The sequence below is a fragment of the Candidatus Methanoliparum sp. LAM-1 genome (genome assembly GCF_020885915.1).
GTDB lineage: Archaea > Halobacteriota > Methanoliparia > Methanoliparales > Methanoliparaceae > Methanoliparum > Methanoliparum thermophilum.
In genome coordinates this window covers 300,342-327,210 of record NZ_AP025251.1, presented here as the reverse complement: position 1 = coordinate 327,210, position 26,869 = coordinate 300,342, and the positions used below count along the sequence as shown (strand labels likewise).

At 34.8% G+C, this 26,869-nt stretch carries 28 protein-coding genes and 1 tRNA gene; 12 read left to right on the top strand and 17 right to left on the bottom strand.

All coding sequences use genetic code 11. From position 1 onward, the window contains the following. Positions 1-45: 45 nt before the first annotated feature. The 6 genes from moaC to lysS all read left to right on the top strand — a co-directional run bounded on the left by moaC (position 46) and on the right by lysS (position 5,076). Positions 46-501 (top strand): cyclic pyranopterin monophosphate synthase MoaC, encoded by a 456-nt coding sequence (gene moaC, locus LPC15_RS01820; protein ID WP_229235004.1) that lies wholly within the window; start codon positions 46-48, stop codon positions 499-501. Beyond that, the gene (gene hisD, locus LPC15_RS01815; RefSeq protein WP_229235003.1) at positions 498-1,730 is read left to right on the top strand and encodes a histidinol dehydrogenase; all 1,233 of its coding nucleotides are present in this window, start codon (positions 498-500) and stop codon (positions 1,728-1,730) included. The genes moaC and hisD overlap by 4 nt, the downstream gene beginning before the upstream one ends. Beyond that, the gene (aspS, locus tag LPC15_RS01810) at positions 1,727-2,986 is read left to right on the top strand and encodes an aspartate--tRNA(Asn) ligase (protein ID WP_229235002.1); all 1,260 of its coding nucleotides are present in this window, start codon (positions 1,727-1,729) and stop codon (positions 2,984-2,986) included. Before hisD ends, aspS begins: the two co-directional genes overlap by 4 nt. 7 nt (positions 2,987-2,993) lie before the next feature. Then, positions 2,994-3,320: a hypothetical protein gene (locus tag LPC15_RS01805; RefSeq protein WP_229235001.1), complete on the top strand. Its 327-nt coding sequence runs from the start codon at positions 2,994-2,996 to the stop codon at positions 3,318-3,320. A gap of 9 nt (positions 3,321-3,329) precedes the next feature. Beyond that, positions 3,330-3,402, top strand: a tRNA-Asn gene (locus LPC15_RS01800). Between the two features lie 168 nt (positions 3,403-3,570). Continuing rightward, a complete protein-coding gene (lysS, locus tag LPC15_RS01795; RefSeq protein ID WP_229235000.1) occupies positions 3,571-5,076 on the top strand; it encodes a lysine--tRNA ligase in 1,506 nt (501 codons plus the stop codon). Positions 5,077-5,086: 10 nt separating this feature from the next. Here the strand turns inward: lysS and hisG are convergent, their stop codons facing one another. The 6 genes from hisG to LPC15_RS01765 all read right to left on the bottom strand — a co-directional run bounded on the left by hisG (position 5,087) and on the right by LPC15_RS01765 (position 9,891). Next, positions 5,087-5,974 carry an ATP phosphoribosyltransferase gene (gene hisG, locus LPC15_RS01790; protein ID WP_267496968.1) on the bottom strand — a complete coding sequence of 296 codons (888 nt, stop codon included), beginning with the start codon at positions 5,972-5,974 and terminating at the stop codon, positions 5,087-5,089. Between the two features lie 60 nt (positions 5,975-6,034). Continuing rightward, positions 6,035-6,700 carry a thymidylate synthase gene (locus tag LPC15_RS01785; RefSeq protein WP_229234998.1) on the bottom strand — a complete coding sequence of 222 codons (666 nt, stop codon included), beginning with the start codon at positions 6,698-6,700 and terminating at the stop codon, positions 6,035-6,037. Then, complete coding sequence (locus LPC15_RS01780) at positions 6,697-7,668, bottom strand: transglutaminase-like domain-containing protein (RefSeq protein ID WP_229234997.1); 972 nt, start codon at positions 7,666-7,668, stop codon at positions 6,697-6,699. Before LPC15_RS01780 ends, LPC15_RS01785 begins: the two co-directional genes overlap by 4 nt. A 53-nt stretch (positions 7,669-7,721) precedes the next feature. After that, positions 7,722-8,639: a 4-demethylwyosine synthase TYW1 gene (twy1, locus tag LPC15_RS01775; RefSeq protein ID WP_229234996.1), complete on the bottom strand. Its 918-nt coding sequence runs from the start codon at positions 8,637-8,639 to the stop codon at positions 7,722-7,724. A gap of 141 nt (positions 8,640-8,780) precedes the next feature. Further along, complete coding sequence (locus LPC15_RS01770; RefSeq protein WP_229234995.1) at positions 8,781-8,921, bottom strand: hypothetical protein; 141 nt, start codon at positions 8,919-8,921, stop codon at positions 8,781-8,783. 157 nt (positions 8,922-9,078) lie between these two features. Then, positions 9,079-9,891, bottom strand: a complete 813-nt coding sequence (locus LPC15_RS01765; RefSeq protein WP_229234994.1) for an enoyl-CoA hydratase/isomerase family protein — start codon at positions 9,889-9,891, stop codon at positions 9,079-9,081. Between the two features lie 195 nt (positions 9,892-10,086). Here LPC15_RS01765 and LPC15_RS01760 point away from each other — a divergent pair, with 195 nt between their 5' ends. From LPC15_RS01760 to LPC15_RS01750, 3 genes are read left to right on the top strand one after another with little or no spacing between them, the layout of a single operon-like run. Then, positions 10,087-11,388 (top strand): phenylacetate--CoA ligase family protein, encoded by a 1,302-nt coding sequence (locus LPC15_RS01760; RefSeq protein WP_229234993.1) that lies wholly within the window; start codon positions 10,087-10,089, stop codon positions 11,386-11,388. Between the two features lie 22 nt (positions 11,389-11,410). Continuing rightward, the gene (locus LPC15_RS01755; protein WP_229234992.1) at positions 11,411-11,854 is read left to right on the top strand and encodes a hypothetical protein; all 444 of its coding nucleotides are present in this window, start codon (positions 11,411-11,413) and stop codon (positions 11,852-11,854) included. A 46-nt stretch (positions 11,855-11,900) separates the two neighbouring features. Further along, a complete protein-coding gene (locus tag LPC15_RS01750) occupies positions 11,901-12,122 on the top strand; it encodes a DUF167 domain-containing protein (protein ID WP_229234991.1) in 222 nt (73 codons plus the stop codon). Here LPC15_RS01750 and LPC15_RS01745 read toward each other — a convergent pair. The 8 genes from LPC15_RS01745 to LPC15_RS01710 form a co-directional block, all read right to left on the bottom strand. Continuing rightward, positions 12,114-12,746 (bottom strand): CDP-alcohol phosphatidyltransferase family protein, encoded by a 633-nt coding sequence (locus LPC15_RS01745; RefSeq protein WP_229234990.1) that lies wholly within the window; start codon positions 12,744-12,746, stop codon positions 12,114-12,116. The two genes, LPC15_RS01750 and LPC15_RS01745, sit on opposite strands and share 9 nt — an antisense overlap. Then, a complete protein-coding gene (locus tag LPC15_RS01740; protein WP_229234989.1) occupies positions 12,743-13,273 on the bottom strand; it encodes an adenylate kinase family protein in 531 nt (176 codons plus the stop codon). The genes LPC15_RS01745 and LPC15_RS01740 overlap by 4 nt, the downstream gene beginning before the upstream one ends. Before the next feature lie 7 nt (positions 13,274-13,280). Continuing rightward, on the bottom strand, positions 13,281-14,360 hold the full coding sequence (hisC, locus tag LPC15_RS01735; protein ID WP_229234988.1) for a histidinol-phosphate transaminase: 1,080 nt from the start codon (positions 14,358-14,360) through the stop codon (positions 13,281-13,283). Then, complete coding sequence (locus LPC15_RS01730) at positions 14,350-15,504, bottom strand: acetylornithine transaminase (protein ID WP_229234987.1); 1,155 nt, start codon at positions 15,502-15,504, stop codon at positions 14,350-14,352. Before LPC15_RS01730 ends, hisC begins: the two co-directional genes overlap by 11 nt. Positions 15,505-15,534: 30 nt before the next feature. Then, positions 15,535-16,443, bottom strand: a complete 909-nt coding sequence (guaA, locus tag LPC15_RS01725; RefSeq protein ID WP_229234986.1) for a glutamine-hydrolyzing GMP synthase — start codon at positions 16,441-16,443, stop codon at positions 15,535-15,537. Beyond that, a complete protein-coding gene (pyrG, locus tag LPC15_RS01720) occupies positions 16,430-18,058 on the bottom strand; it encodes a glutamine hydrolyzing CTP synthase (RefSeq protein ID WP_229234985.1) in 1,629 nt (542 codons plus the stop codon). Before pyrG ends, guaA begins: the two co-directional genes overlap by 14 nt. A gap of 78 nt (positions 18,059-18,136) precedes the next feature. Then, positions 18,137-18,619 (bottom strand): DUF7524 family protein, encoded by a 483-nt coding sequence (locus tag LPC15_RS01715; RefSeq protein WP_229234984.1) that lies wholly within the window; start codon positions 18,617-18,619, stop codon positions 18,137-18,139. Positions 18,620-18,621: 2 nt separating this feature from the next. Further along, positions 18,622-18,801, bottom strand: coding sequence for a methytransferase partner Trm112 (locus LPC15_RS01710; protein ID WP_229234983.1), 180 nt, complete (start codon positions 18,799-18,801; stop codon positions 18,622-18,624). A 241-nt stretch (positions 18,802-19,042) separates the two neighbouring features. On the opposite strand from LPC15_RS01710, the gene LPC15_RS01705 reads away from it, so the two are divergent. Together LPC15_RS01705 and LPC15_RS01700 are read left to right on the top strand one after the other, a co-directional pair. Next, a complete protein-coding gene (locus LPC15_RS01705; RefSeq protein ID WP_229234982.1) occupies positions 19,043-19,801 on the top strand; it encodes a hypothetical protein in 759 nt (252 codons plus the stop codon). Positions 19,802-19,871: 70 nt separating this feature from the next. Beyond that, a complete protein-coding gene (locus LPC15_RS01700) occupies positions 19,872-20,312 on the top strand; it encodes a PspC domain-containing protein (RefSeq protein WP_229234981.1) in 441 nt (146 codons plus the stop codon). Between the two features lie 6 nt (positions 20,313-20,318). On the opposite strand, the gene LPC15_RS01695 is transcribed toward LPC15_RS01700, so the two are convergent. Genes LPC15_RS01695 through LPC15_RS01685 form a run of 3 tightly spaced genes read right to left on the bottom strand, consistent with a single transcriptional unit; the run spans position 20,319 to position 26,085 of the window. After that, complete coding sequence (locus LPC15_RS01695) at positions 20,319-21,233, bottom strand: carbohydrate kinase family protein (protein ID WP_229234980.1); 915 nt, start codon at positions 21,231-21,233, stop codon at positions 20,319-20,321. Between the two features lie 34 nt (positions 21,234-21,267). Continuing rightward, entirely contained in the window at positions 21,268-24,711 is a 3,444-nt protein-coding gene (locus LPC15_RS01690; RefSeq protein ID WP_229234979.1) for a DNA polymerase II large subunit, read from the bottom strand. Between the two features lie 9 nt (positions 24,712-24,720). After that, positions 24,721-26,085, bottom strand: coding sequence for a DNA-directed DNA polymerase II small subunit (locus LPC15_RS01685; protein WP_229234978.1), 1,365 nt, complete (start codon positions 26,083-26,085; stop codon positions 24,721-24,723). A 42-nt stretch (positions 26,086-26,127) separates the two neighbouring features. On the opposite strand from LPC15_RS01685, the gene LPC15_RS01680 reads away from it, so the two are divergent. Further along, positions 26,128-26,682: a S26 family signal peptidase gene (locus LPC15_RS01680; protein ID WP_229234977.1), complete on the top strand. Its 555-nt coding sequence runs from the start codon at positions 26,128-26,130 to the stop codon at positions 26,680-26,682. Positions 26,683-26,869 lie beyond the last annotated feature (187 nt).

The following is a 26,869-nucleotide window of genomic DNA, read 5'->3' as shown; positions in this document are numbered from 1 at the left end:
AATGTAATATTAATATAACCATATTGCAAGGTATATATAGAGAAGATGTTACAAATCAAAAGATTTTCAATGGTCGATATCGGTGAGAAAAAAGATGTCCAGCGGAGAGCTGTCGCATCAGGCCGGATATACCTGAAAGAATCTACTATAAAGTCTATAAAAAACGGAGAAATAAAAAAAGGAGACGTATTAGCTGTTGCAGAGGTATCAGGAATAATGGCTATTAAAAATACGTCAAACGTAATCCCGTTATGCCATCCAATACCTATAACGAATGCAAGCATAAGCTTCAATATAAATAAAGACTATATTGAGACGGAGGCAATGGCAGAATCATTCTACAAAACTGGTGTAGAGATGGAAGCGTTGCATGGATTAAGTGTATCTTTATTGACTATATGGGATATGGTAAAATATCTCGAGAAGGATAGCAAAGGAGAGTATCCTACTACAAGAATATCGGATATAAAAGTGGTTTTTAAGGAGAAAAACGATAAATGAACGTGAAAAAATGTCATATCAAGCATTTGGACGAGCGTTTTTTTGATAGAAGATCTATCATTGAAGATGTATACGAGGATGTAAAAAGGATAATAGATGATGTCAGACGGGGTGGAGATGATGCTATCATAAGATTGGAGAATAAATTTGATGGCGCAGATATCGATAATCTTTCCGTCACTGATGAAGAATTTAATTCTGCATTCGATAACGTCGATCAAAAAACGATCGATTGTTTAAGTTTAGCTTATGAACGGATATATTCGTATCATGATAAACAAAAGAGAAAAAATTGGTTTATAGAGAAAGATGGATCGATATTGGGAGAAATTTTTGTTCCAATGGAAAATATAGGTTGTTATGTCCCATCATCGTATTTTTCAAGTTTATTAATGTCTGTTATTCCTGCAAAGGTCGCAGGTGTTAAGAATATTTCTGTTTGTACTCCTCCTAATAAAAAAGGAATAATAAACGACTTGGTTCTCATCGCTGCAAAGATGACCAACGTCTCTGTTTACAAGGTTGGAGGTGCACAGGCAATAGCAGGAATGGCTTATGGAACCGAGAGCATCCCCAAGGTAGAAAAGATTGTTGGGCCTGGAAACAAGTATGTTACTGCAGCAAAGATTCTTTTAAGAGACAGAGTAGAGATAGATTTTCCGGCAGGACCGAGCGAGTTATTGATTATAGCGGACGATTCTGCAAATTCATCATTTTTAGCGCTTGATCTATTGGCACAGGCGGAGCATGATTACAGTTCTATAGCAGTATTGATCACGACTTCACAGGGTCTCATAGAAGCGGTTGAGAACGATATAAGACGGGAAGATGATACGAATCGAAGGAAAGGCAGTATATACCTGATAAAATCGGATTCTATAGATGATTCTATAAGGATAACAAACGATTTTGCACCAGAGCATCTGGAGATAGTAACAAAAGATTCGATATATGTATTAAAACATATAAAAAATGCCGGATCTATATTTATAGGAAATTATTCCCCGGTTGCTGCTGGTGATTATGCTTCAGGAACCAATCATATCCTTCCTACCGCAGGATACGCAAAAGTTTTATCTGGGTTATCTGTAGATGATTTTATCAAACGGATCTCTGTTCAGATGCTTGATAAAGAGGCGTTAAAAGTAATAGGAGGAGAGGTAATATATATGGCCAAGAAAGAAGGACTAAAAACCCATGCAAGATCAATAGAGAGAAGGATATTATGATGAATTCGAAAAATACTGATATGGTAGAGATTGCAGGATGGGTACATGAGATAAGAGATCTAGGCGGAATAAGGTTTTTATTAGTACGTACCAGAGACGATATAGTTCAGATAACATTTTCGAAACGTAAAGTATCGAGCGAGTTGATCGATAAAGTGAAGACAATATCGAGAGAGAGTGTTATCCGTGTAAAAGGGATAATTAGCAAAGACGAGAGAGCACCAAACGGATTTGAGGTTATTCCTAATTCTTTAGATATATTAGCTATTGCAAAGTCTCCGCTTCCGTTAGATCCGACTGATAAAGTAGTAGCTGAGCTTGAGACGAGATTAGATCAGAGATTCTTGGATATGAGAAGACCAAAGATTAAATCGATATTTATGATACGAAGCCTTGTTGTGAGGGCTATACGAGATTTTTTTTATAAGAAAGATTTTGTAGAGGTTAACACGCCAAAGATTGTCTCAATAGCAACAGAGGGGGGAGCAGCGTTATTTCCCATATCGTACTTTGATAAAGAGGCTTTTTTAAACCAGAGCCCTCAACTTTACAAACAGATTCTTATGTCAAGCGGTTTTGAGAGGGTTTTTGAGATAGGTCCGATATTTAGAGCGGAAGAATATTCTACCAGAAAACATCTAAACGAGGCGACTTCTATAGATATTGAGATGAGCTATGCGGATGATAACGACGTAATAAGATTGCTAGAAGAACTGATTATTTATATATATAGATATATAAATACTAATGCTGATAGATACTTAAAAACGATAGGTATCGATCTTAAAATTCCAACACGACCGTTTAAACAAGTATCATACGACGAAGCAATAGAGATCGTGAATCTTGAATGGGGAGACGATTTTGGATCTTTAGAAGAGAAAAAACTGGGAAGTGTTATCGGAGAGCATTATTTTATAAGAGAGTGGCCTCTCAAATCGAAACCATATTATACTATGCCGTTGGAGAAAGATAGAAAAATCCTATCTAAGTCGTTCGATTTGATGCATCCTCGTGTGGAATTGGCATCAGGTTCTCAAAGAATCAATGATTATGAATTACTTAAAAAGCAGATTGAGATGAGAGGATTGAACCTGGATAATTTTAGTTTTTATCTCGATGCGTTTAAATATGGAATGCCGCCTCATGCGGGATGGGGGCTTGGCTTGGACAGGCTTATAATGACCATGCTAGATCTTGATAATGTTAGAGAGGCTGTAATGTTTCCCAGAGACAGAAGAAGATTGGTTCCATAATTGATTTATGATAAAAGGAAAAAATTATAAATGGAAGAACAGCATAACAAAAGGGATATATAGAGAGATAGAGATAATAGACAGACACATTAAGGTTTTAAAAGAGATTATTGTAAGCGAGCCTATAGGAATAAAAAGATTATCAAAGAATCTGGGTCTATCTTTTTACATGACTCGATACTCGCTAAGTGTGTTAGAAAAAAAAGGTTTGATCAAGCCGTCACCTTCAGGTGCGATCACCACAGAAAAAACAAAGGTATTTATGCAAGAAGTTGGTGAAGACTTGGATAAAGTGATAGAAGAGATACAATCTATAAGAAGAGATTTACCTTAGCCATCATAAGCCGCCGTAACTCAGTTGGTAGAGTGCCTGGCTGTTAACCAGGTTGTCACAGGTTCGAGACCTGTCGGCGGCGTATTCTTTTGCAGAACCAAGGTTCCTGCACCTCCTTGAGCAGTCCAGCCTTGTGCTGGACAAGAGTGAAGAACATCACAAATCTTCGATTCGTAACATTTGTTTTCAAGTAGAACTACGTTCCTGCATCACAATATTTAAATCCTATAATCTTATTTTAGTTCTTGAGATGAGTAATCACTGGGCGGACAGAATTGCAGAAGAATGCTTAAAAAAAAGTAAAAAAGTTATAGCAACAGGTATAACTCCATCGGGAGAGATACATATAGGAAACATGCGCGAGGTCTTAACTGGTGATATGATCTATAAGGCACTTTTAGATCTCGGTGCTGAGGCTGAATTCCTATATATAGCCGATACTTTCGATCCGTTGAGAAGGTTGTATCCATTTTTGCCGGCTTTATATAAAGATTACATAGGCCAACCACTATATAGAATTCCAGATCCGTTTGGTTGCCATGAATCATATTCAGAGCATTTTTTAGACCCGTTTTTGAAATCATTAGAGATATTGGACGTACATCCAAAGATATACCGCTCTCATGAGTTATATAAAAAAGGGTTGTACGAGGATGCCATAAAACGAGCAATCGAGAATAGGGATAAGATTGCTGAGATATTAGAATCAAAAAGTAAAAGGAAGGTATCAGAAAATTGGAGTCCTTATGCGCCACTTTGTAAAAATTGTGGCAGGATCAATAGTACAGAAGTATTATCCTTCAGCGGGCATTATGTGCAATATAGATGTAATAATTGCGGTTACGAGGGTCGATCCGATATTAGAAGAGACGAAGGAAAGTTAGGATGGAGGATAGATTGGCCAGCCCGATGGAAGATTTTAAATGTTACAATAGAACCATTTGGAAAAGACCACGCAACGGTTGGAGGATCTTACGATACAGGAAAGATTATATCCAGAGAGATATATGAATACGAGCCGCCGTATCCTGTTATATATGAATGGATATCATTAAAAGGTCATGATATGTCGAGTTCCAAAGGGATTACGATATCAATATACGACGTATTAAAATCAGTTCCACCAGAAGCGCTTAGATATCTAATATCAAGTTCTAGACCCAATAAACATTTAAATTTCGATCCAGGTTTATCTACCTTAAAACTTATAAACGATTTAAACATGCTCGATGAAAGAGACCCACTAAGCAGCAGGGAACTAAGGTTTTCTCGTATAGAAGGGAAAACTATGAGGATAAAAGTACCTTTCGAGCATATGATTAACGTCGTTCAGATATCTAAAGGAGATTTACAAAGATCAAAGGAGATCTTGGAGAGAGGCGGTTATCATCTGGATGAAGACGAGCTCAGAGAATGGTCTGAATATGCAATAAATTGGCTAAAAAATTATGCTCCCGAATCTATTAAGTTTAGTGTGCAAGAGAGTATGCCAAAAAGTGCTTTATCCCTTGATAAAGATTTAAAAGAAGGATTAAAACGTATAAGCGAGAGATTATCGGATGGATTATCCGGTGAAGATATCCATTATATGATATATCAGGTTGCCGGAGAGCTAGGCATCAAGGTCTCCAAACTTTTTGAAGCTGTATATATTGCATTATTGGATAAAAAATCTGGCCCACGTGCTGGTTTATTCATACAAACGGTCGGAATAAATTTTGTAAAAAAAAGATTTAAAGAGATAGCAGGGTCATAAATCTTGAAATTTACCTAACAATCTTATTTATGTTTAGCTCCAATATATCTTCCGCACCGGATTGTTTTAGTTTTGGTATCAGAACATTTATCTCTCTTTTGCTAACCACTGTCTGAACAGAGTAATAACCTGAATCATAAAGCTGAGAGATCGTTGGTTTTTTCATCGCTGGAAGTATATTCATGATCTCATTGAGTTTATCATCGGGAACGTTCATAACAAGATAAACATTTTCTCGCCCTTCCACGACACCCAGAAGCAGTGTCTTGATATCATCTATCTCTTCTCTCTTAGAATCGTCTTTTATACTGTTTTTATTGGCTATTAAAACAGTATATGATGTCATGATCTCCCCTATGATCTTCAACCTGTTTCTCTCTAAAGTAGATCCTGTCTCGACTAAATCTACCACTACATCCATAATCTCAGGAACTTTTGCCTCTGATGCGCCGTATGAAAAAAATAATTGGATAGGAATATTCAAATTATCAAAATATCTCTTTGTAATATTTGGGTATTCGGTAGTTACACGGCTACCGGGTTTTATATCCTTTACATCATTTATACCAGAATCTTCTGCTACAGCAATAACTATCCTCACTTTATTCTTAGTCTTTTTTGAATAAGGTAGCTCTGCAACCTCGATAACATCCGCACCGCTCTCTACAACCCAGTCTCTTCCAGTAATACCAATGTCAAAATAACCTAATTCGATATACTTTGGTATCTCTTGGGGTCGTAATATTTTTACTCTTCCTATTCTCGGATCATCTATAATCGGATTATACTCTCTATCTCTCCTTATAACTTCAAGATTCGCCTCTTTGAATAGTATGAACGTAGGTTCTTCCAAACTTCCTTTAGGTAATACTAAATCTACCGTATAATCATCCCCTATCGCTGTTATTCTTACTATATCAAGATTTTATATATATATGAATCGAAGATTTGTAATGATTTATAATATCGTCTCAACATTTTTTAAATCGTTCAGATAGATATGTGCAGAGATGCTCAGTATTGTAATACCACCTTTTTCAGCGTTTGTCTCTTTAGCAACGTATTCTAATAATCTAGATAGGGCATACAAGTTATAAGGATATGCACCATAAAAATCATGAGATCTAAAGACCGCCGTTAATTCCATCCTCTCTCTTAATTTAAAATCAATCAGTACCATACAGGGAACTTCTTCACTATTAAAATCGATAGATGGGATCCAAGTAGTGGCAGTCGCCCGTCTCGTATTCTTATTATTCTTCAACCGTCTTATTATTAGTTCGATCTGGTCTAATCTATCACGAACCTTCGGTTCGTGGTTTACAAATCTACTATTTGTAATATCACAATTCCAATTTCTTAACCGTTCTCCATACGTATAGGAAAAACCTTTATTATCTGCCGTCAATAATGTATCACCGTATGTTTCTAACATTTTTTCTCTTATCTCTTTAGGATACACGCCAAACGGGTTCTCTACCCTACTCATCAAATTTAATAATTCTTTTGTACTGTTTCCCCGTTCATCATCTACTAGCGAACCTTTCTCTAATATAAGGCTTAATCCTCGCTTCCAGACATTCTTAGGTTCTATTCCATAGATAAAATAATTACTTGATCTCATGCAGAAAATTCTTTGGCGGCTTTTTCGTCTATAAGAGCATAACCTATTAGTGGATCATCGAATGATATTATATTCAGCCAGGCAGGATCATCCCCGAATTCCAACACATTTCCTCCACCGATCATTCTCATATTCTGAACATGTCTTGGGCTATTGATCGGGTCGAGTATTATCCATTTTCCATCCATATTATTCCCAAAATCGTCCTCTTTAAATTCATGTCGTCCTATACCCCAGCCTTCATCTTTGAGATATACACATACGTGATAACCTCCCCAAGTAATCGATCCATCCTCGTTTACAGTACCGATAGATGGTGCGGTACCTATTGCAACCTCATATCCATCCATATAAAGCAATGTTGCTAATAAGAGAGCTTGATCTGCACACGCACCTACTCCTGTCGCAACGGTCTCGGTAGGAAACCTAACTCTCTCACGTGTAGTACTAACTAGTAAATTAAAACCAGGTATATTATTTGTTACTCCTCCTTCTTTACTGGAATGTGGGAAGAAGATGTGGTCTCGGACGTAGTAATAATAAAGTTTGGCAGTATTTAGCCTATCTAAATTTTTGAATTTTAATGTCTCACCAGTTTGTAAAGTTATGCTTTTTTTACTCTTTAAAGGATCAATTACATTATCATTCAAGTATTTTTCAGCAAGTTTGCTTGTATTTGTCTGTAATTTTCCAGTATCGTGTACTATTATATAATTACCTATTGAGAAGAAATCTCTCGCTATTTTTTCTATATTACTGCTCCATGAACCAGCCAAGAGAAACTTGATAAGTTCTGGTGTATGTTTTTGTCTAAAATCGTTATAAAATTTTTTAAGTTCGTCTGGTATCGGTGGTATATTCTTATCTCGCGGATCATATATTTGTTGTGCCTGTACACTAGAGATAACAGGATAAATTGCCAATGTTACTATGACAACTATAGAAACTATCTTAAGATATTTTTTCATATCATATCTCTCCTTTTTTATTAGTATAAAAAATTAATTATGCTATAAATCATTTAAACGATGAATCTTTTAATCTCATTATTTTTTGAAAGTAACACAACACGGCTCTTGATAGATTCATCGATCACTTCATAATCTGTTTTTTTGTCAATAACATAAGAAAATTTCTCGATATCCTCTTGATCAAGCATCCTATCTCGTGCCAACCTTTGGCGAGAGTATCCCAGATGCATATATGATTTTATCTCTATAAAATCGGGAGACGCCATGTTTATCAAGGGAACAAACTTTTCTGGCTTGGTATTCAATCCTTTTATAAGAGTTATTCTTAAAACTGTTCTACAATCTTTATCACTCAAAATTTTAAACGATCTTAATACATTATCCCATTCATCTTTTATAGGACGGCATAATTTTTTATACATCTCTCTGTTAAAAGATTCAAGGGATAGATAAAGCTGTGTCGGATTTATCCTCTCAATCACTTCTGGTCTTGTTGCATTCGATACAACAAACGTGGTAAATCCTTTATTTTCATAAATATTTATAAGCTCGTCTAAATAAGGATAGAGCGTTGGTTCGCCTATAAGACTTATGGCAACATGTCTCGGTTCTACGGCCTCCCAATATTTAGCAATATCTGTCCGGTTAGATCCTTTGTATCCAGTTAAAAGTCTCTTCTGCTCTTTTATAGACTCTTCAACGATCTCTTCGGGTGAATCGAATCTTTCAAAAGAGAGCGACATACCAGTAGGCCTCCAACAAATTATGCAATTCTGGTTACATCCTATAAACGGAGTCATCTGGATGCATCTATGAGATACAATTCCATAAAATTTTGATTTATAGCATTCATCCTCTCCTCTAACACTTTTTTTTAACCAATGGCAGAGTTTTACTGCAGAATGGTTGTTGGAACCTATAATATGATCTCCCTGCTTTTTAAGGAGCTCTTTATATCTTTCTATCATCTTCTTTCTCTCTATATTTTCTAAAAGCGGTGGTCAAGACTCCTGTCTTCGCCATTAATGAACTTATCAAGATAACGTCTAAGATCTCATCCCTTGTCGCACCGCATTTTAACGCTGCACCTCATAATGAACGGATACGTATCACTCTGATTTGTTAGCAACGGCTGATGCAAGAGTAACAAGTTCAGCAGTCTTTGCATCAAGGCTCTTTGGTCGTGTAGTAGAATATACACTCAAAAGTTCTGGTCTTTTTTCCACCTCTTTGATTATAAAAGGGACCATGCCTAACTCTTCTTATATATTCTTCTCTAATAGATCGATCACTTCTTCTTTATTAGCTAACATCTCATCAAATTCTTTAAAAAATTTTTCTATCTGGCTCATATAGAAAGATAAATGATTATAATATTTATAAATATTATGATACGCGGAGAAAATATCAGAATTTAGGCTTTCTTTCCTCTATCTTTGCCTGAAAACCTTCTATTACTTTATCCATATCACCGAAGATGATGCTTTGAACTATGCCTTCCATCTCGAGAGAAGTATTTTTATCAATATCTCTGCTGAGATCTATTACCTTTTTAGATAAACCTACCGCAGTCGGAGAACAATTATCTATAATCTCCTGTGCCAGTTTTATTGAAGCATCTAGTTCTTCTCCTTCTGGTGTTACTTCATTGACCAAATTTATTCTGAACGCTTCATCGGCAGATATCAGTCTTCCTGTCATTATCAATTCTTTTGCCTTGATTACTCCTATCATCCTTGTCAATCGTGTTGTACCACCAACATCTGGAATAAGCCCTAATTGAACCTCTGGGATGCCTATACGTGTATCTTTAGATGCAATTCTAAAATCTGCTGTTAATGCCAACTCGAGCCCCATTCCTATAGTATGACCATGGATTGCACATATAACCGGTTTTTCCAGCGATTCTATCTTATTTAAACTATAATGAAGATCCGTAAGATAATTTCTAAACCAGCTCGTACCTTTCTCGTTGATATTCTCTATAAACATTGATGGAAACTCGAAAAGATCTATTCCTGCAGAAAAAACCTTCCCTTTTCCTGCCAAGATTATCACTTTAACTTCTGGGTCTACTGAAGCGATTGAAAAAGAATTTTCTAGATCTACCATGATTTCAGGATTTAAAGCATTCCGCTTTTCAGGCCGATTCAAATAGATCGTCATTATGCCATCTTTTTTTTCGGTCAAGATAAGATTACTATCTGTTTTTTTATTCATGCATATTTATTAATATAGACATAAGATATATCTTTTATTGATCTATGTTATTAACAGTAATATAAATCAATATGAGATTGGATACCTATTCAACCTAATATTATAAACCAAGGGTTTATAAACCACAAATCGAAGATTTATGATATTTAAAATATGAGATCATATTATTAACAATTATTAGAAAGAGGTAAGATAATGGAATACTGGAATCCAAGGATAGAAAAAATCCCTGCAGACGAATTGAGAAAGATGCAATACAAGTTACTAAAGATGCTTGTATATCGCCTGTATAATTTTTCGCCATACTATCGAAGAAAATTCAAGAAACATAATATCACCCCAGATGATATTAAAAATTGTGAAGATGTCTCCAAACTTCCATTTACTTATAAAAAGGACTTGAGAGATAACTATCCCGATAAAATGTTTGCTGTACCACAACAGGAGATTGTTAGGTATCACGTATCATCAGGAACAACTGGAAAACCCACCATTGTGGCATATACTCAACAAGATATTAATTTATGGACGGAATCTCTTGCAAGATCCTTGACAGCTTGCGGTATCGGGCGGGGAAATATAATCCAGATAAGTTATGGCTATGGTTTATTTACAGGTGGATTAGGATTGCACTATGGTGCAGAGAGAGTAGGAGCAAGCGTAATTCCTACAGGTACCGGAAATACGGAGCGGCAGATAGAACTGATGCAAGATATGAAAGTCAATAGTATTGCATGCACCCCTTCTTATATGATACATATGGCAGAAAAAGCCGAGAATCTTGGCATAAGTATAAAGAACGATACTAATTTAAAAATTGCAATTTTAGGAGCAGAACCATGGAGTGAAAAAACCAGACAGAGAATAGAAGATGAATTAGGTATTGATGCGTACGACATATACGGAATGAGTGAATTTAACGGGCCCATGTTTACAGAATGCTCTGAAAAATCTGGAATTCATATTTGGGGTGATCATATGCTCGTAGAAGTAGTAGATCCAAAGACTGGAGAGGTATTAGAAGAGGGAGAGGAGGGCGAACTGGTGGTTACTACTCTACAAAAAGAGGCTTTACCATTAATAAGATATAGAACAGGAGATATCACCGAACTATATCAAGATTTATGCGAATGTGGTCGGGCTCATCAGAGAATAGCCCGAATCAAAGGACGAGCCGATGATATGTTGATAATACGAGGAATAAACGTATTTCCATCACAAATTGAATATGTGCTCATGCAAACGAGAGAAGTCGGTAAACATTTTCAGCTAGTAGTAGAGAGGGATGGTGCGCTCGATAAGATGACCGTCAGGGTGGAGGTGAGCACGGAGGCATTCAGTGATAAGATAAACGATATGATAGCATTAAAAAATCGTATAAAAGATAGGCTTAAACACTTTTTAAATATAAATACAGAGGTAGAGCTGTTAGAGCCGGGTAGTCTTCCCAGATTCGAAGGAAAAGCAAAAAGGATTATTGATAAGAGAGAGTTTTGATTTTTGAAATTTTGTTTTTAGGATGAGTGAGATCGGGATGAAAGAACATGCAATAAAACAGATATCCATATTTTTAGAGAATAAACCAGGTCGGTTAGCCAGATTAGCTAAAGCAATAATAGATTCTGGTGTGAATATCTTAGCTTTAAACATTGCTGAAGCGGGGGATTTCGGAATAGTTCGAATGCTGGTAGATAAACCAAGGATTGCTTATGAAGAGTTACAAAAAAAAGGGTTTACAGTATCCAGTACGGATGTACTAGGTATTAAAATAAAAAATGAGCCAGGAGAATTGTATAAAATCTCAAAGGCATTAGGAGACGCAAATATAAATATAGATTATGCATATGCGTATTCAAGTAATTCTGAGGCTTATTTGATATTAAGAGTAAGCAATTTGAACGAATCTATACTCAATATACAAAAAATAGGATTAGAATTGATGGACAGCTCTGTTTTTGAGTGATGGGTAATAATAAGGATATATTTAATTAATATTATAGTTAAATAGAATGAGAATCAAGGTAAAAGTTATTACAAATGCAGATAAAGATGAAATAGTCGAAAAAGATGATATCTTAGTTGTAAAAACAAAAAATCCTCCAATTAAAGATAAAGCAAATAGAGCAGTAATAAAATTACTTACCAAACATTTCAACGCAAGAGTAAAGATTGTGTCGGGTCATAAAAATAGAGAAAAATGGATTGAGGTAGAAGAGAGATTCTCAATTTAATCTCTTCCATGCGTAAAAAAAACGTTGTATCGCAGTTATGTTACAGACTATTGCAAAAAAAATCATCATGAACGTTAACATATCTATCCCACCGATCTCTCCGATCAAAGCCTGGAGGATTATAAATATAGATAAGATAATTATCCTATCAGAACGTCCAAGAAGGCCGCCATAATTTCTCTTTAATCCGACAGCCTCTGCCTGAGTTGCGACATAACTCGTAAGCAGTACGCCTACTATTGCAGATATGCCTATTAACTCAGAAACCAGATAACCAAGAGTCTCTGGAGAACAGTATCCAGCAAAAAATACTCCTGACAGCATAAAGATATCAGAATATCTGTCCAGAATATGGTCTAAAAAATCTCCTCTACGGCTCTCGATATGTAGATATCTTGCCAAACCTCCATCTATTATATCGAGAAAACCGTTTAAAAATATAAAAAATAAGGATATCCATAGGAAGAAAACGTTCAATCTCGATATAAATATGAGCAATCCGGCAAGAAAGGCACATAAGATAGATAACAATGATATCTGGTTTGGTGTAATCCTATCTCCAATAAATCTTACAATTGGTTCGGTCTTTTTGTATATCCAATCTTTATACTTATCAAGCGTCAAAAAAACTCCTCGCTCCAATCTATCTTTCCTGGCTCATATCCTTTCTCATCGTCTAGTATGATCCTTTTTATTTTTTTTGCGACTTTTTCGCTTTTTAGATTGGTAGTATCTATCTCTCTGACTTTTTTTCCATGAAGATCGAGTGATTCTATAAGTATGACATCTAACGCCTCTGCTTCTACGTTCTCCTGAATCTTTTTAGAATCGTACCATCTTTGTTTTAGCCTCTCCTCAACAATCTTTGGATGTGCTCTCAATACAATAACGATGTCCACATCGAGATAATGAGATAGGTGACTCTCGAATACGACGTTATCCTCAGAATAAAAAATTTTTTTTATAATTCTGTTTAATTTGTTAACATCTACAAGATAACTATCCGTCTTTTCATCTATATCATCGTAGATATTCTCCATCTTTATAAAGTCGTTCAAATGGATTATCTTGAAATCTTTTAAAATCTTTTTTAAATCTATCGTAACGGTCGTTTTTCCAGTACCTGGCGTTCCTGTTATAGAAACTTTCATCTATGGTCTATATTCCTTTTAAAATATAGTTGAATGCATCCACTAATCTAACATTATCCTCCTCTTTTCCGACAGAGACTCTTATAAACTTATCTCCCATCCCTTTGAATGATGAACAATCTCTTACGATAAACCCCATTTTAGCCAATTCATCGATCATAAAAGATGATTTAAAAGGGGATACATCGACTAAAACAAAATTTGCATATGATGGATAAGTCTTGAACGGTATGTTCTCTCGTAGATAATCTCGTCCATCTTTTATTTTTTGAATCGTATAATTTATATAATCTAAGTCATTTAATGCTGCATAAGCCGCTTCGATGGATAAATAGCTTACAGCAAAAGGTGTTGAAACCTTTAAACAAGCTTTCTTTATTTTTTCAGATAATACGGCATATCCAACCCGCATTCCTGCAATACCGAAAGCTTTAGATAACGTTCTTAAAATTATTATATTATCATATTCATCTATTAGACCTGTATAGTTCTGATCTGCAAACTCTGCATATGCCTCATCTAAAATCACAACCCCGTTAAACTCGTCTAATATTTTAATCACCTCTTTTTTGGGATAAGTATTGCCGGTAGGGTTGTTTGGTGAACATAAAAATATCATCTTTGTTTTATCATCGACGCTATTCAAGATGGTTTCTGCAGATATAAAAAAATTTTCATCCATCTTTACTAAAACAGGAACTGCACCATGTGTTATGGATGTTAATTCATAATAGCTGAACGTAGGAATGGGTATCAGAACTTTATCGTTACAATCGATAAATACCCTCATTAATGTATCCAGTACGCCATCCACTCCAGAGTTTATGTATATATTGTCTATAGGTATGTTAAGATACAAAGATATTGCACCATAAAGCTTTTTTGGGTGAAATTCTGGATAGTAGTTTACTTTATCTGCAGAATTTCTTATAGCATTGATAACCTTGGTACTCGGTGGATAAGGATTCTCGTTGGAGGAGAGTTTTACTACCTTATCTTTTGCAATATTTACAGAAGACGATAGATCATCTACACTCTTTCCTGGAATATACTCGGCTATACTATCTATAATTCTCCTAATCTGCAATATAAGACACCACCCGATCGATCTCGTCTCTTGTTATCACAAATGGCGGTACTAATCTGATTATCTTATCAGATGTTGCATTGATCAGAGCTCCTTTATTTAAAACGGAAGAGACAAGAGCGTTTGCATCTTTGTTCAGTGATAAACCGATCATCATACCTTTTCCTCTCACATCATCTATGAAATCTACGTCTTTTTTTAGCTTTATAAGTTTTTCTTTGAAATATCTGCCATCTTTTTCAGATTTTTCTATCAAGTTATCTTTATTAATTGCTTCTATAACCCCTAGTACAGCAGAACATGCAAGCGGGTTCCCTCCAAACGTAGTTCCATGATCTCCCGGCTCAAAATCTGCCACATCATTTTTTGCTGCCATAGCCCCTACTGGAAATCCACCCCCCATCCCTTTTGCCATAGTAATTATATCGGGCATTATACCTTCATGTTGAAAGGCAAACCATCGTCCTGTTCTTCCAAAACCTGTTTGAACTTCATCTACTATAAGAAGTAGATCGTTTTTATCACAAACTTCTCTAACCGCTCTTAGATAGCCATCAGGTGGGACAATTACCCCACTTTCTCCCTGTATCGGCTCTAAGATTATTGCTGCCGTATCTTCATCTATCTCTTCCTCTATCTTTGATACATCACCATAATTTACAAAACATGCATCGGTTAAAAAAGATTCGAACGGTTTTTTAAATTTTTCCTTGTATGTTACGCTCAAAGCACCGATAGTTCGTCCGTGAAACGCGTTTTTCATTGCTATAAATTTATTCTTGCTTGTATGTTTGATTGCAAGTTTTAATGCCGCCTCAATAGCCTCTGTCCCAGAATTACAAAAGAATACTTTATCCATGCCCGATATTTCAGCAATCTTCTCCGCAGCATCTACAGAAATATCTGTATAATACAGATTGGATATATGCATAAGACGATCAAGCTGATCTTTTATTCTTTTAACCACGAAAGGGTTTCTATGTCCTACACCACAGACGGCTATACCTCCAACACAATCTATATACTCTTTTCCATTGATATCCCATACTTTAGAGCCTTTTCCCTTTGTTATTACAACAGGCTGTCTATCGTATGTATGAAAAATATACTTCGTCTCTCTTTCAAATATATCCATCTTATCCATTCAAATCCCTCTTTAAAGAACCGAAGGTTTTCATTCGTACTCTATTGTAGCAGGCGGTTTAGGTGTTATATCGTAGACCACACGGGATACGTTATAAATCTCGCTTATAATTCTTCTGCGGATAGTATCCAGAATATTCCATGGTAGTTTTAAATAATCTGCGGTCATACCATCCCTGGATTCTACCGCTCTGATAGATATAATCCAACCATAGATCCTTTCATCCCCTCTTACACCAGTTCCTTTACCGATTAATGCTGCAAATGCCTGCCAAGGATTGTATTCTTTTAGTTCATCCTCTACAATCATATTTGCTCTCTTTAGAACGTCTAACTTCTCCTCTGTAACCTCTCCTATTATTCTAACAGCAAGACCTGGTCCAGGATAGGGCATTCTTCCACATATCTCTTCAGGTAAAGACAATGCTCTTGCAATAATCCTGACCTCATCTTTATACAGATCTTTTAACGGTTCGACTACTTCCTTAAATTTGTATTTTAGAGGCATCCCACCGACATTATGATGAGATTTTATCCCGCCATGAGACTCTATTATATCAGGATATATCGTTCCTTGAATTAGATAATCGGCACCAATATCTTCTGCGACCTCCTCAAAAATTTGGATAAAAAGTGCACCTATAATCTTTCTTTTTTCTTCCGGATCTGTAACACCTTTTAATGCAGATAAAAATCTATTTTTTGCGTCTATTATTTTAATATTCATATTTTTAAACGTTTTTTTAATTTCATCTACCTCATTTATCCGCATTAGTCCTGTATCTATAAAAACAGGATATAAATTATCGGATATTGCTTTGTATGAAAGATACGTGCATACTGAACTATCCACACCGCCGGATAGTGCAATTATACCTTTTCCTCTCACTTTATCCTTTATAAAAGAGATCGTATCGTTTATGAATTTATCTACATCCATGTTTATCCTCTTTCTCCTTTTTATAATCGATCATTGCATTGACAAAACCAAGAAAAATAGGTGATGGATTATCTATACTAGATTTAAACTCTGGATGATATTGTGTTGCCAAAAAAAATCGTTTATCAGGAATTTCTAATATTTCCACTCTTTTGCCACATCTACCAGAAAATTTCAATCCATTATTTTGTAACATATCTAAATAATCAGTATTTACTTCATACCTGTGTCTATGCCTCTCACAGACCCTCTCTTGCTTATATAAAGTATAAGCTAGAGAATCTTTTTCTATATCAATCAAAAAATCTCCTAAACGCATCGTTCCGCCCTTGTAGTTCACAGTTTTCTGATCTGGAAGCAAATCTATCACAAAATCTTTACAGGAAGATTGATTATTCTCTTCAAATTCTCTACTAGTGGCATCAAGCTTTAATACATTTCTTGAAAACTCTACAACGGCCAATTGAAAACCAAAACAGATACCAAGAAATGGAATATCCATCTCTCTTGCATATTTTATAGCATTTATCTTTCCTTCAGCCCCTCTTATTCCAAAACCTCCTGGCACCAATATTCCGTCTATCTCGTCATATTTTAATGTTAACTCTTTTTCTAAATCTTCTGCATCTATCCATTCTATATCTATCTTATAATCATGATTACTATCTATGCAAGAATGCTTTAATGCTTCTTTTATACTTAAATATGCATCTTCAAATCCATATTTGGCTACTATTGCTACTTTTATCTTTTTTTTATTTTTAACATTATCGTAGGACTCAACTTTATTATACCATTCTTGATCTACTTCTCTTTTTTCAATATTCAGTTTTTCAACGATATAATCTCCTAATCCTTCTTTTTCAAGCATCATCGGAACCATATAAATGTTTTCTGTATCATAATTGCTTATAACTGCATCTTCGGATACATCACAAAATAAGGCTATTTTGGATTCAGTATCTCGAGTCAATATATCTTTACATCTCCCAACAATTACATCCGGTTGTAATCCTGTACTTTTTAACTCTCTTACTGAATGTTGTGTGGGTTTTGTCTTCTGTTCACCGATATCATTGATAGGAATAAGTGTCACATGGACTAATAACGTATCCTCCTTATTCTCTTCTCTTCTGATCTGTCTTACCGATTCTAAAAAAGGCATTCCTTCTATATCTCCAACGGTTCCTCCCAGTTCTATTATACATATATCGGCATTACTTTTGTCTGCCACCTTTTTTATTCTTTTTTTTATCTCATCGGTAATATGAGGAATGATCTGAACCGTATTTCCAAGAAAAACACCTTTTCTTTCCTCCTCTATGACTTTTAAATAAACCTTACCGGTGGTTATATTATGATCACCTGTCAATTCTATATTTAAAAAACGTTCATAATGTCCTAAATCTAGATCCACCTCCTCACCGTCTTTTAAAACATAAACTTCGCCGTGTTGAAATGGATTCATAGTTCCTGCATCTATATTGATATAAGGGTCTATCTTTAAAACCGTGACTTTATAAGCCCTATTTTTCAGCATTCTTCCTATTGATGCCGTGGTTATACCTTTACCCAGTCCGCTCAGGACTCCTCCTGTAACAAAAATATACTTCATCCAAGTAGAAATAAGATAATAATCTCTTTTATAAAGTTATCATTCTTGTAATAGAAATAGCATCTTATCAATTTATCCTTATTTATTCTTGTATAATTTGCCAAAAAAAGCTTTAATTCTGTTTGATATAATGTTATTCTTCATAATCTGTCTTATAATTGATGCAGTGGGCACATTATATTGCGTCTCTTTTTGGGATATCTCTTCTTTACGTTTTAAATTTTTAGACACAGCCTTTATAGAAAATTTTTCGTTGATCAATCCGTAAGATGCGGTTATAATAAGGTCTATATCATAGATATTTTTCTCTAACGGAAGTTGTATTATCAATGGTATCTTTACCTCGTCCTCTACATAATAATTGGCCTCGAAAAGATACGCTATATTTTTCATCTTCGGATCGACCGAAAGGTATACGTGGGTAGGAGGTCCATAATTTTTTATCGGAATGTAAATGATATCCTCCTTTCCTACCTCTACATTCACAGATACTTTCTTATTCAACTCGATATAGCCTTTATCGATCCTATTTATTATGATTGTATCTATCTCTTCAGGCATTTTTACCTCTGATCAAGCGGAAGCAAGACTGGGATACCATCTTCGATAGGATATCTCTCGTTGCATCTCGAACAGTATAGATATCCTTTTATAACATCGTTGTCTTGCTCTTCATCAACAATCAGGAGAAGATCTTTTTTACAAATTGGACACGCCAATATTTTAACAAGATTCTTCCACATAATCTATTTTGCCTCTTTTACTTTTAGGTATCGGATTATTTATAATATATATATTTAATTAATATAAACGAAGAACTATATAAATTTTCTTTTTTGTATTGTTACGAATCGAAGATTCGTGATGGCTATCTGAATGATATAGTTACTATTTATATGATTACTACCAAGAGCGACTACCGTCTTGGTTATTTTATATATGTTATCTTGTTTATGTGTAATATGCAAAAAAAAGGTGATAACAATGCATCAATGGTTAGACAATTGTAAAATATACAATCAAACAGATGTTGCCCCGACGATAGCTAGATTGTTGAATATAAGTTACGATGCAGATGGAAACCCTATTAATGAGGTAATAGACGAGTTTGGTGGCGAAAATACCGATGCGGTCGTGCTCCTTATAATAGATAGTCTTGGATTCAATATATTTAAACGGTATCTTGATAACTTTAAATACATATCAAGTATGCTTGAAAATAAAAAAGATAGAATTATGATTTTTAAATTAAAAGCAGTCGCAAGATATACCACTCCATGTATTGCAACCCTTCTCAACGGAAAGAATATAGATAAACACATGCTCTTTTCGACGGATGATGTTTATAAAAGCAGTATGAAATCTATATTAGAGGTTGCCACAGAAAAAGGATATATTACAGGAATAGTCATGGAGAAGATGGGTGCATTATCTTTTAAAGGCAGATTAACCTATATAGTCCCGATAGACAATCGTCCAGATATTATATATTTTGATAAAGAGACCGTAAGAGGTGTTTTAAACCTTATTCCAAAGACAGATCTTTTGGTTGCTCACTTAAGGACGATAGATGTTATAAAAGATTACGATTATGCAACAAGGTTAATGGATGGTTTTATAAAGGATATCTGTGAAGAATTTGATAAAATCGGTAAAAAAGGGCTTTTTCTCCTCTGTGGCGATCATCCAGTCCACGAGGATCTATCCGAGGATAGCGTTGCATTGATTGTATTTATGTTATAAATATCAATATATATTGATATAAAATAAGCAGATTTAAATACTAACAAATCGAAGATTTGAGGTGATTAGAATGAATAAAAGATTGTACAGATCAAAGAAGAATAAGATAATCGGTGGTGTCTGTGGTGGAATTGCAGAATATCTCGATATAGATCCTACGGTTATAAGAATAATTTATGTCTTATTAACAATTTTTACAGAGTTTTTGCCTGGAATTATAGTATACTTGCTTCTCTGGCTAATAATCCCCAACGAGCCAGAAAAAGACGATGAGATAAAAGAGATAGAGAAAACCGATGATATCAACCAAGATAATACCAGTAAAGCGTTATCTATTGCAATAATCGTGCTAGGTGCAATCTTTCTCATCTATGGTATTTTAAGATTTATTATAATCAGTGGCTGGTGGACTATAAATCTACACTGGCACATCTTTTTTGGTCTATTCTTTCCGATTGTCTCGGTTATTCTGGGCGTCATACTGATATTAATAGGTTTAAAAAAGTTGTGAGACTTATCATGAATAATTCTCATTCTCCAGATCTTTTATAAAAGGTAATCCTGCTCTAGCACCGCTCCTCGTTATGGATAAAGATGCAACTTTGTTTCCTATTCTTGCACAATCCTCGATGGAACGTTTTTTTAAAATCCCATAAAGAAAGCCTGCATTGAACGCATCACCCGCTCCTGTAGTATCGACCACATCTACGATGAACGGTTTTGAAAAAAACTCTTTATCATCTCGCTTGACAAAACATCCCTTATCCCCAAGTTTTACTATTAATGTTTCTACATAATCAGATAAAACATTACAAGCGGATTTGAAATTTTTCTCGTTTGTTAATACCATTATCTCTCTCTCGTTGATAAATAAAATATCTGTATATCTTAAAAAATCAATCATCTCGTTCAATCCTTTTTCTGCATATAAAAAACCAGGATCGAACGATACAACAGGATTATTCACCAACTTCAAGATTTTTTTTTGCGTCTCGAACGAGTCTCTGGACAAGAGTGATACAAAAGATGTTAGATGTATTATCTTGAATTTTTCGACATAATCTATATCTATCTCGGAGATTTTGATGAAATCGTTAACCCCTGAATCTACAATAATCGATCTTCCACCTTTTTTATTGACGAATACTTCTGCAACTCCGCTTCTGCCTTTATTTTCCTTTATTATACCTGTTGTATCTACCTTCTCGTTTAATAAATCTTTAAATATTATTCGTCCCGCATCATCGTTTGCTATCTTTCCTATGTATCCTGTTTTAATATCTAGTCTAGTTAATCCTACAATGGTGTTTGCAGCCGATCCACCTGGATATTCTTCCATCCTCAGCACAAATCCTTCCTCATCTTCGCGAGGAATTTTATCCACGAAGCAGATTTTATCTAAATTTAATGCACCAAATCCAATAATGTCCATATCTTTTCTTTACCCCTATTTTTATTTCCTGAGATCACAAAAAATAAGAAAGCTTTTTTTGCTTTGTATCATCCGCATTAATCGTATTTTTGTCTTCCAAATCGTTTAAACTCTTAAACTCTGACTTATGCAGAACTACGTTCCCGCACCTCCTTGAGCAGTCCAGCCTTGTGCTGGACAAGAGTGAAGAACATTTGTTTTCTGATATTTCTATTTTAGATGTATCGTTCTGGAAAAGAGAATCTATCTCTAATTTTAAGAGGTAGATTCGTTGTGTAGTATATTTGGATATCTTGAAATCTTTTATAATATTGAACGAATCTTCAAGATATTTCTTTATGGATGCCTTATATACAGTTAAAATTATATTTCCGTTACATATAGGACAAGTCTTTGAGAGAGGAGTCCTTCTGAAATTTTTATTACATTTTACACACCTAAAATTTTGGGTTGAAAAGACACGAAGGTTACCGATTATATCCGGTATAAAATGAGATTTTAATATTCTTTCTGCAACATCATTCTCATCTACAGCTCTCGTCTTTTTGGCAATATCCAGTTGTACATCCATCTTATCGCGCATCTTTTTTAATACCTTATACGAACTCATCAACGGACCGGCAGATATATCACTCACCATATGAGTAAATTTGAAATTTTGATATGGATTATTACTATTTAAGCGATCTGCCACCCTCTCTATCTTTATCTGTTTTGGATCACCAAACTCAGATGCTTTTAAATAAAATTCTAACGGATATTTTTCGGTTATATCGATATTATGTGCCTCACTATCTATCTCTTTTGGATTGATCTTTTTAGTAAGTACTAAGGGCGAATCCATTAATCCTCCTCGAGTCTCTGGCAAAAACTCTCTAGAAAAATTGATAAGACCATCTAACAAAAGAGTGATAGAGTCTTCATCACCATCACAATTTCTTCTTTTGGCAGCATGAAAGAAAGGATGTGCATAACAGACAGAACTTCTTACAAAACCTATTATCCGGCCGACGACACCAGCCGATGTATGAGGTGCTAATCCTATCACTAGTTCTCCAATAAGATCGTTTTTATCTTTTATATTATAAAAAGGGGGTAGATCATAAAATTTTATCAGCAGATCATCTATATAATTAGCCACTTTTACCATATAATCACCACAGTCTTCAGATACAATAATATCCTGCGGAAACAGCTCTATGATCTGTTCTTCTCTACTTAAAGGATTATTTTCATAATCAATAAAATATCCAAGATCTTTAACTTTATCTACAGTTAAACCAATTTCTTTTGGTTTAAAATGAGTTAATGGCAGATTTGTCATATCATATCTTATTGTACCATCTCTAAAAACATAAACATCATGCTTAGCACGTAATATTCCTTTTTCTATTGCTTCTGGTATTTTATTTTTTGATATTAATCCTTTAACACCTTTAACTTCTATTTTTTCGCTTTCTTTAATTCTTTTTAAAGCAGAACGATACAATTGATCTATATTTAGATCTACCTCTATTTTGTTATCCGTATCATCTATAATCTCCGTTCTTCCTCCACATTCACAAAAGTTAAAAACAGATTTTTTGCCACAATTTTTACATCTTCTAAGCCCGATATTAACTTTTATAACTTTTTTTTGAGCAGCGTATTGTATTGTACGTTTGTTATTTTGATTATGCCCTACAGGAAAGATTACATGTGTGGTTGGTGACATCTTTCTCTCTTTTGATTTTTCAGGTCTTCCCATCCTAGAACCAATTCTGGTTGGTGATTTCTCTCTTATTATTAATCCACTTCTTTTGTTTACTAATTTAAGCGTATTTTCCTCATTTTCATAGATATTGTATTCTTTGCTCTCTTCTAGTTGTTCGTTCAATCCAAGAGAACGTATTAAAGGAGTGGCGTCTTTTATTTCTATTTTATCGTTTTTAATTTTGTGTAAAACGAGCAGATCTTCTAATATCTTTTTTATATGAATATCTTTAATATTTAGCAGATCTTTATTATTATCGAACGATCCATACTTTTTTACAGCATATATTAGTTTTTTATAATCATCTACAGAAATATCGTTCCAATTATATGTAAAATCAGGATGTAAAGGCACGTTATATTTTTCAGATAATCTTACTGCATCTTTTCCAGTTATCTTGATAAAGGTATTCTGTAAAAGGTTATCAAAATCGTCTTTTTCCTTTAATTTTTCTTTTAACTCTAACATCCACCAATCTTCGCAGTATGTGGATGGCAATAGAGAATGATTGTTCTCTAAAAAATCGCCATAGTTTATCAAGATCTCTCCGTTATCCAAGATCTCCTCTATCTTTCCTAAATTGCTTTTTGCAGCTTCTATAGTATTTATTTCGATTACATCCCCACTTATCAACCGCACCGTTGGTCCTTTTATCGAATCTACCGGAACGATACCGGCGGCTTTTCCCGGAATGTCTATCTTCATCTGTGTGCCTGGTACGATCATCTCCTGGAATACAAACATGGTAGCAGGGTTTATTCCTATCGTTGCAAACCCTGAATTTCTGCTTCTGCCATACCTTAAACGAAAACTACCTTTTGCATTTGAATAAGAAAAAACGGGTCTTCCTGCTATTATCTCGCTTAAAAAAGCATCTTCTTTATCATCTTTATTATCTTGAAATGTATTTTTATTATTGATTAACTCGTCTATCCAACCCCATTCATCGAGCCCCATCTTCTCGACATATTTTTTTATTTTAGGCGCTTTTAGATATATTCCTTCTGATATAACAAGGATCATTCCCCCCCTCAACCTGTTAGTCTTCACCCTTTCTAAATTCCTGTTGGAAGACACTTCTATACTCTCCGTTGGTTCTCCATCAATACAAACAGGGCAGTTTAAGACTATCTTTCTAACATCTTCAGGCGGAGGCATACGTTGAAGATGTGCAACCCGTTTATATAATATTATCTCATCTAAGCAACGTTTAATCTCCTCCTCTCGTGGAATGTATCTATTTAGTCCCACCTCTCTTCTAATATAATCCGCTATCACAACTGATAACGCTTGAGCAGACCCTCCAGCACTTCGGATAGGACCAGCATAATATAATCTTATATACTTCGATCCATCATCATTGCTATCTATCTTTATATCGGCAATCCCGTCTATTGGCGCAGCAACAATACCTTCAGTAAGTATAGCTACCGCTGTTCGTATAGCAAGGTTTATTCCTTTTTCTAACGGTCTTATCCGATGAACAATCTCTTTTGCGATTTTAAATGCAACCTCTTCTCGTGTCATATCCTCTTCTAAATCTCTTATTTTATCGGCAATACCATCAAATTTTATCAAAGATTCGACTCTATCTGCCAGATCTTTGGCAATATCTATCTCAACATATTCGTGAGGATCATACCCTCTAGATCGAGCTTTTTTTGCTACATTCAAAGATTTTACGAGTTTTTCATCGAGAAATGAAAAATAGTCCTCTATATTCATTCGTTCTGTCTATCCTCCAAAATCTAATAGTTTTATATCCATAGTCTCCAAGTCTATTATTGGGAATTTTCCAACATCCGGCACAATGTTTCTTTCGTACTGAAAAGATGTTTGCTCCTGCCATCCACCAGTATTGAACAATAATGTACCCCTGTATTCTCCTATACCAAAAGTATGGACATGGCCACAGTGTAATATGTTAGGGACATCATCTATCGTAAGAAAATCTTTTCCCGCCGGAGTCATAGGAACTTTACCATATGTGGGAGAAAGATGTCTCATTTTTAGCATCTGGATCATAGGAGAGATAGGATTTTTATAATCCGATCCAGAAAACTCTTGAATTAGATAATCTAAGGATCTACCATGATATGATAAGATACTTGTCTCATTTACGTATATGTAACATGGATTCCCAACAAACTTTATTCGTTCTCTCTTATCCAAAAAGAAATCTTGAATAAATTTAGGGAGAGGAGGCTGTGGTTCTGCCTGTCTAATCGCATCATGATTCCCTGGCAAGATAATTATCTCGATATCTTCGGGTATTTCGCTCAATAAAAAAGCGGCCTCTTTATATTGATCTAAAATATCCGTTATGTTCAGGCTTAATTCTTGGTTCGGGTATACTCCAATACCATCGACACAATCGCCCGCAATTATTATACAATCTAAATCTCCTGCGACTTCTTCGTCTTTTCTTATAAAATCTATAAACTTACTCCATTTTTTTGAGCTAAACATCTTGCTTCCCACATGTATATCCGATGTTAAGCCTACTTTTCCACGAGATCGTGCTTTTTCTCTGTTTAATGGTATTTCTGGCCGATAAAATTCTTCTGAAATCAAAATTTTTTCATTAATAAATCCTCTTATCCCTATAACCTCATCTAGTAATATATTTTCATTTTTAGTCTTTAAATCTTTCGAAAATAATACATTAATCGTACCTGTCTCATCTTCTATCGTTATAATCTTATTTCCATACTTTGTATGATTGATATCTGATACTATCCCTACCACAAATACATGCCTACTTTCGTTATTCATGACATTCTTTATCGGTGTTACAGACAATCTCTTCTTAAAGATACTGCTAAGCCTTTCAAACCTATCAATAAAAAGATTAGAAAAGCCGGTATAACTCTCTTCAGCATAACATGTACTATATTTTACATTAATTCTATTATTATACAAAAATTTGAGATGCCCGGGCATGATGACTGGAGCTGAAGAATCCATTTTGGAAGAGATATTATCTATAACCTGCCTTATCTTTTTATCATCTTTAAAATCTTTAATAAGGTTTAAAGCATCTTCATTTATAAGAAAACCTCTGTCAAGCACCAATTTAATTATTTCATCCTCATCCATCTTATAGTTAAATTTTTATAACGAAAGGATATATAAATGTTGATGAACCGACGAGGAGTCTTACCACGATCTATTATTGGTGTTATATTTTGTCTGCTCTTGATTTTTGGTATTTCTTATATCGCAACCGGTTTTGCCACCCCGTTTGTTGCAGTGCAAGGATCCAGTATGGAACCTCATATACATGAAGGGGATCTTATCATAATGATATCGATAGATCGTTATGGAGATCCTATATCATATATAGATGGAAGAGAGATGGGTTATAAGATGTTTGGTGATTATGGTGATGTAATTATATATAGACCAAATGGAGATAACGACCAAGCACCAATAATCCATAGAGTAATTGCTTATCTTGAAGAGGGTGAAAGTTTGTTCATCAAGATAGATGGAGATATTTATGTATTCGAGGATATGCCTTATGATGGATATTTGACAAAAGGAGACAATAAAGCGACAAATCATATGCTTGATCAACCTTTTATCTCAAAACCTGTAAAAAAAGAGTGGATTATTGGCAAAGCCAAATTTAGAATTCCTTATCTGGGTTATTTAAGTATAATACCTCGTGAAATTATATCAGATCTGTTTTAATTATGTCAAAGATATAAGTTATCCAGAAGAACGTGTTATCTATCGTAGATTATTCACTATGATCTTAAAAACGTACTTGCTGGATTAATAGAACGGATAAATTCCCGTTCAGATGATACTAAAAATGTTAACTCCATTACCAAGAGGCGAATGGAATAGATTTGATATAGATTAGATAAATAATTAA

Excerpts from the sequence above, each read along its gene's own strand:
- LPC15_RS01785 (WP_229234998.1), bottom strand. The coding sequence starts at position 6,700 with ATGAGATCAAGTAATTATTTTATCTATGGAATAGAACCTAAGAATGTC.
- LPC15_RS01715 (WP_229234984.1), bottom strand. The coding sequence starts at position 18,619 with ATGCCTGAAGAGATAGATACAATCATAATAAATAGGATCGATAAAGGC.
- twy1 (WP_229234996.1), bottom strand. The coding sequence starts at position 8,639 with ATGATAGAAAGATATAAAGAGCTCCTTAAAAAGCAGGGAGATCATATT.
- moaC (WP_229235004.1), top strand. The coding sequence starts at position 46 with ATGTTACAAATCAAAAGATTTTCAATGGTCGATATCGGTGAGAAAAAA.
- hisD (WP_229235003.1), top strand. The coding sequence starts at position 498 with ATGAACGTGAAAAAATGTCATATCAAGCATTTGGACGAGCGTTTTTTT.
- LPC15_RS01700 (WP_229234981.1), top strand. The coding sequence starts at position 19,872 with ATGAATAAAAGATTGTACAGATCAAAGAAGAATAAGATAATCGGTGGT.
- LPC15_RS01685 (WP_229234978.1), bottom strand. The coding sequence starts at position 26,085 with ATGGATGAGGATGAAATAATTAAATTGGTGCTTGACAGAGGTTTTCTT.
- pyrG (WP_229234985.1), bottom strand. The coding sequence starts at position 18,058 with ATGAAGTATATTTTTGTTACAGGAGGAGTCCTGAGCGGACTGGGTAAA.
- LPC15_RS01680 (WP_229234977.1), top strand. The coding sequence starts at position 26,128 with ATGAACCGACGAGGAGTCTTACCACGATCTATTATTGGTGTTATATTT.
- LPC15_RS01760 (WP_229234993.1), top strand. The coding sequence starts at position 10,087 with ATGGAATACTGGAATCCAAGGATAGAAAAAATCCCTGCAGACGAATTG.
- LPC15_RS01780 (WP_229234997.1), bottom strand. The coding sequence starts at position 7,668 with ATGAAAAAATATCTTAAGATAGTTTCTATAGTTGTCATAGTAACATTG.
- lysS (WP_229235000.1), top strand. The coding sequence starts at position 3,571 with ATGAGTAATCACTGGGCGGACAGAATTGCAGAAGAATGCTTAAAAAAA.
- LPC15_RS01740 (WP_229234989.1), bottom strand. The coding sequence starts at position 13,273 with ATGAAAGTTTCTATAACAGGAACGCCAGGTACTGGAAAAACGACCGTT.
- LPC15_RS01705 (WP_229234982.1), top strand. The coding sequence starts at position 19,043 with ATGCATCAATGGTTAGACAATTGTAAAATATACAATCAAACAGATGTT.
- LPC15_RS01690 (WP_229234979.1), bottom strand. The coding sequence starts at position 24,711 with ATGAATATAGAGGACTATTTTTCATTTCTCGATGAAAAACTCGTAAAA.
- LPC15_RS01805 (WP_229235001.1), top strand. The coding sequence starts at position 2,994 with ATGATAAAAGGAAAAAATTATAAATGGAAGAACAGCATAACAAAAGGG.
- guaA (WP_229234986.1), bottom strand. The coding sequence starts at position 16,443 with ATGGATGTAGATAAATTCATAAACGATACGATCTCTTTTATAAAGGAT.
- LPC15_RS01750 (WP_229234991.1), top strand. The coding sequence starts at position 11,901 with ATGAGAATCAAGGTAAAAGTTATTACAAATGCAGATAAAGATGAAATA.
- LPC15_RS01770 (WP_229234995.1), bottom strand. The coding sequence starts at position 8,921 with ATGGTCCCTTTTATAATCAAAGAGGTGGAAAAAAGACCAGAACTTTTG.
- LPC15_RS01755 (WP_229234992.1), top strand. The coding sequence starts at position 11,411 with ATGAGTGAGATCGGGATGAAAGAACATGCAATAAAACAGATATCCATA.
- LPC15_RS01730 (WP_229234987.1), bottom strand. The coding sequence starts at position 15,504 with ATGGATAAGATGGATATATTTGAAAGAGAGACGAAGTATATTTTTCAT.
- aspS (WP_229235002.1), top strand. The coding sequence starts at position 1,727 with ATGATGAATTCGAAAAATACTGATATGGTAGAGATTGCAGGATGGGTA.
- LPC15_RS01695 (WP_229234980.1), bottom strand. The coding sequence starts at position 21,233 with ATGGACATTATTGGATTTGGTGCATTAAATTTAGATAAAATCTGCTTC.
- LPC15_RS01710 (WP_229234983.1), bottom strand. The coding sequence starts at position 18,801 with ATGTGGAAGAATCTTGTTAAAATATTGGCGTGTCCAATTTGTAAAAAA.
- LPC15_RS01765 (WP_229234994.1), bottom strand. The coding sequence starts at position 9,891 with ATGAATAAAAAAACAGATAGTAATCTTATCTTGACCGAAAAAAAAGAT.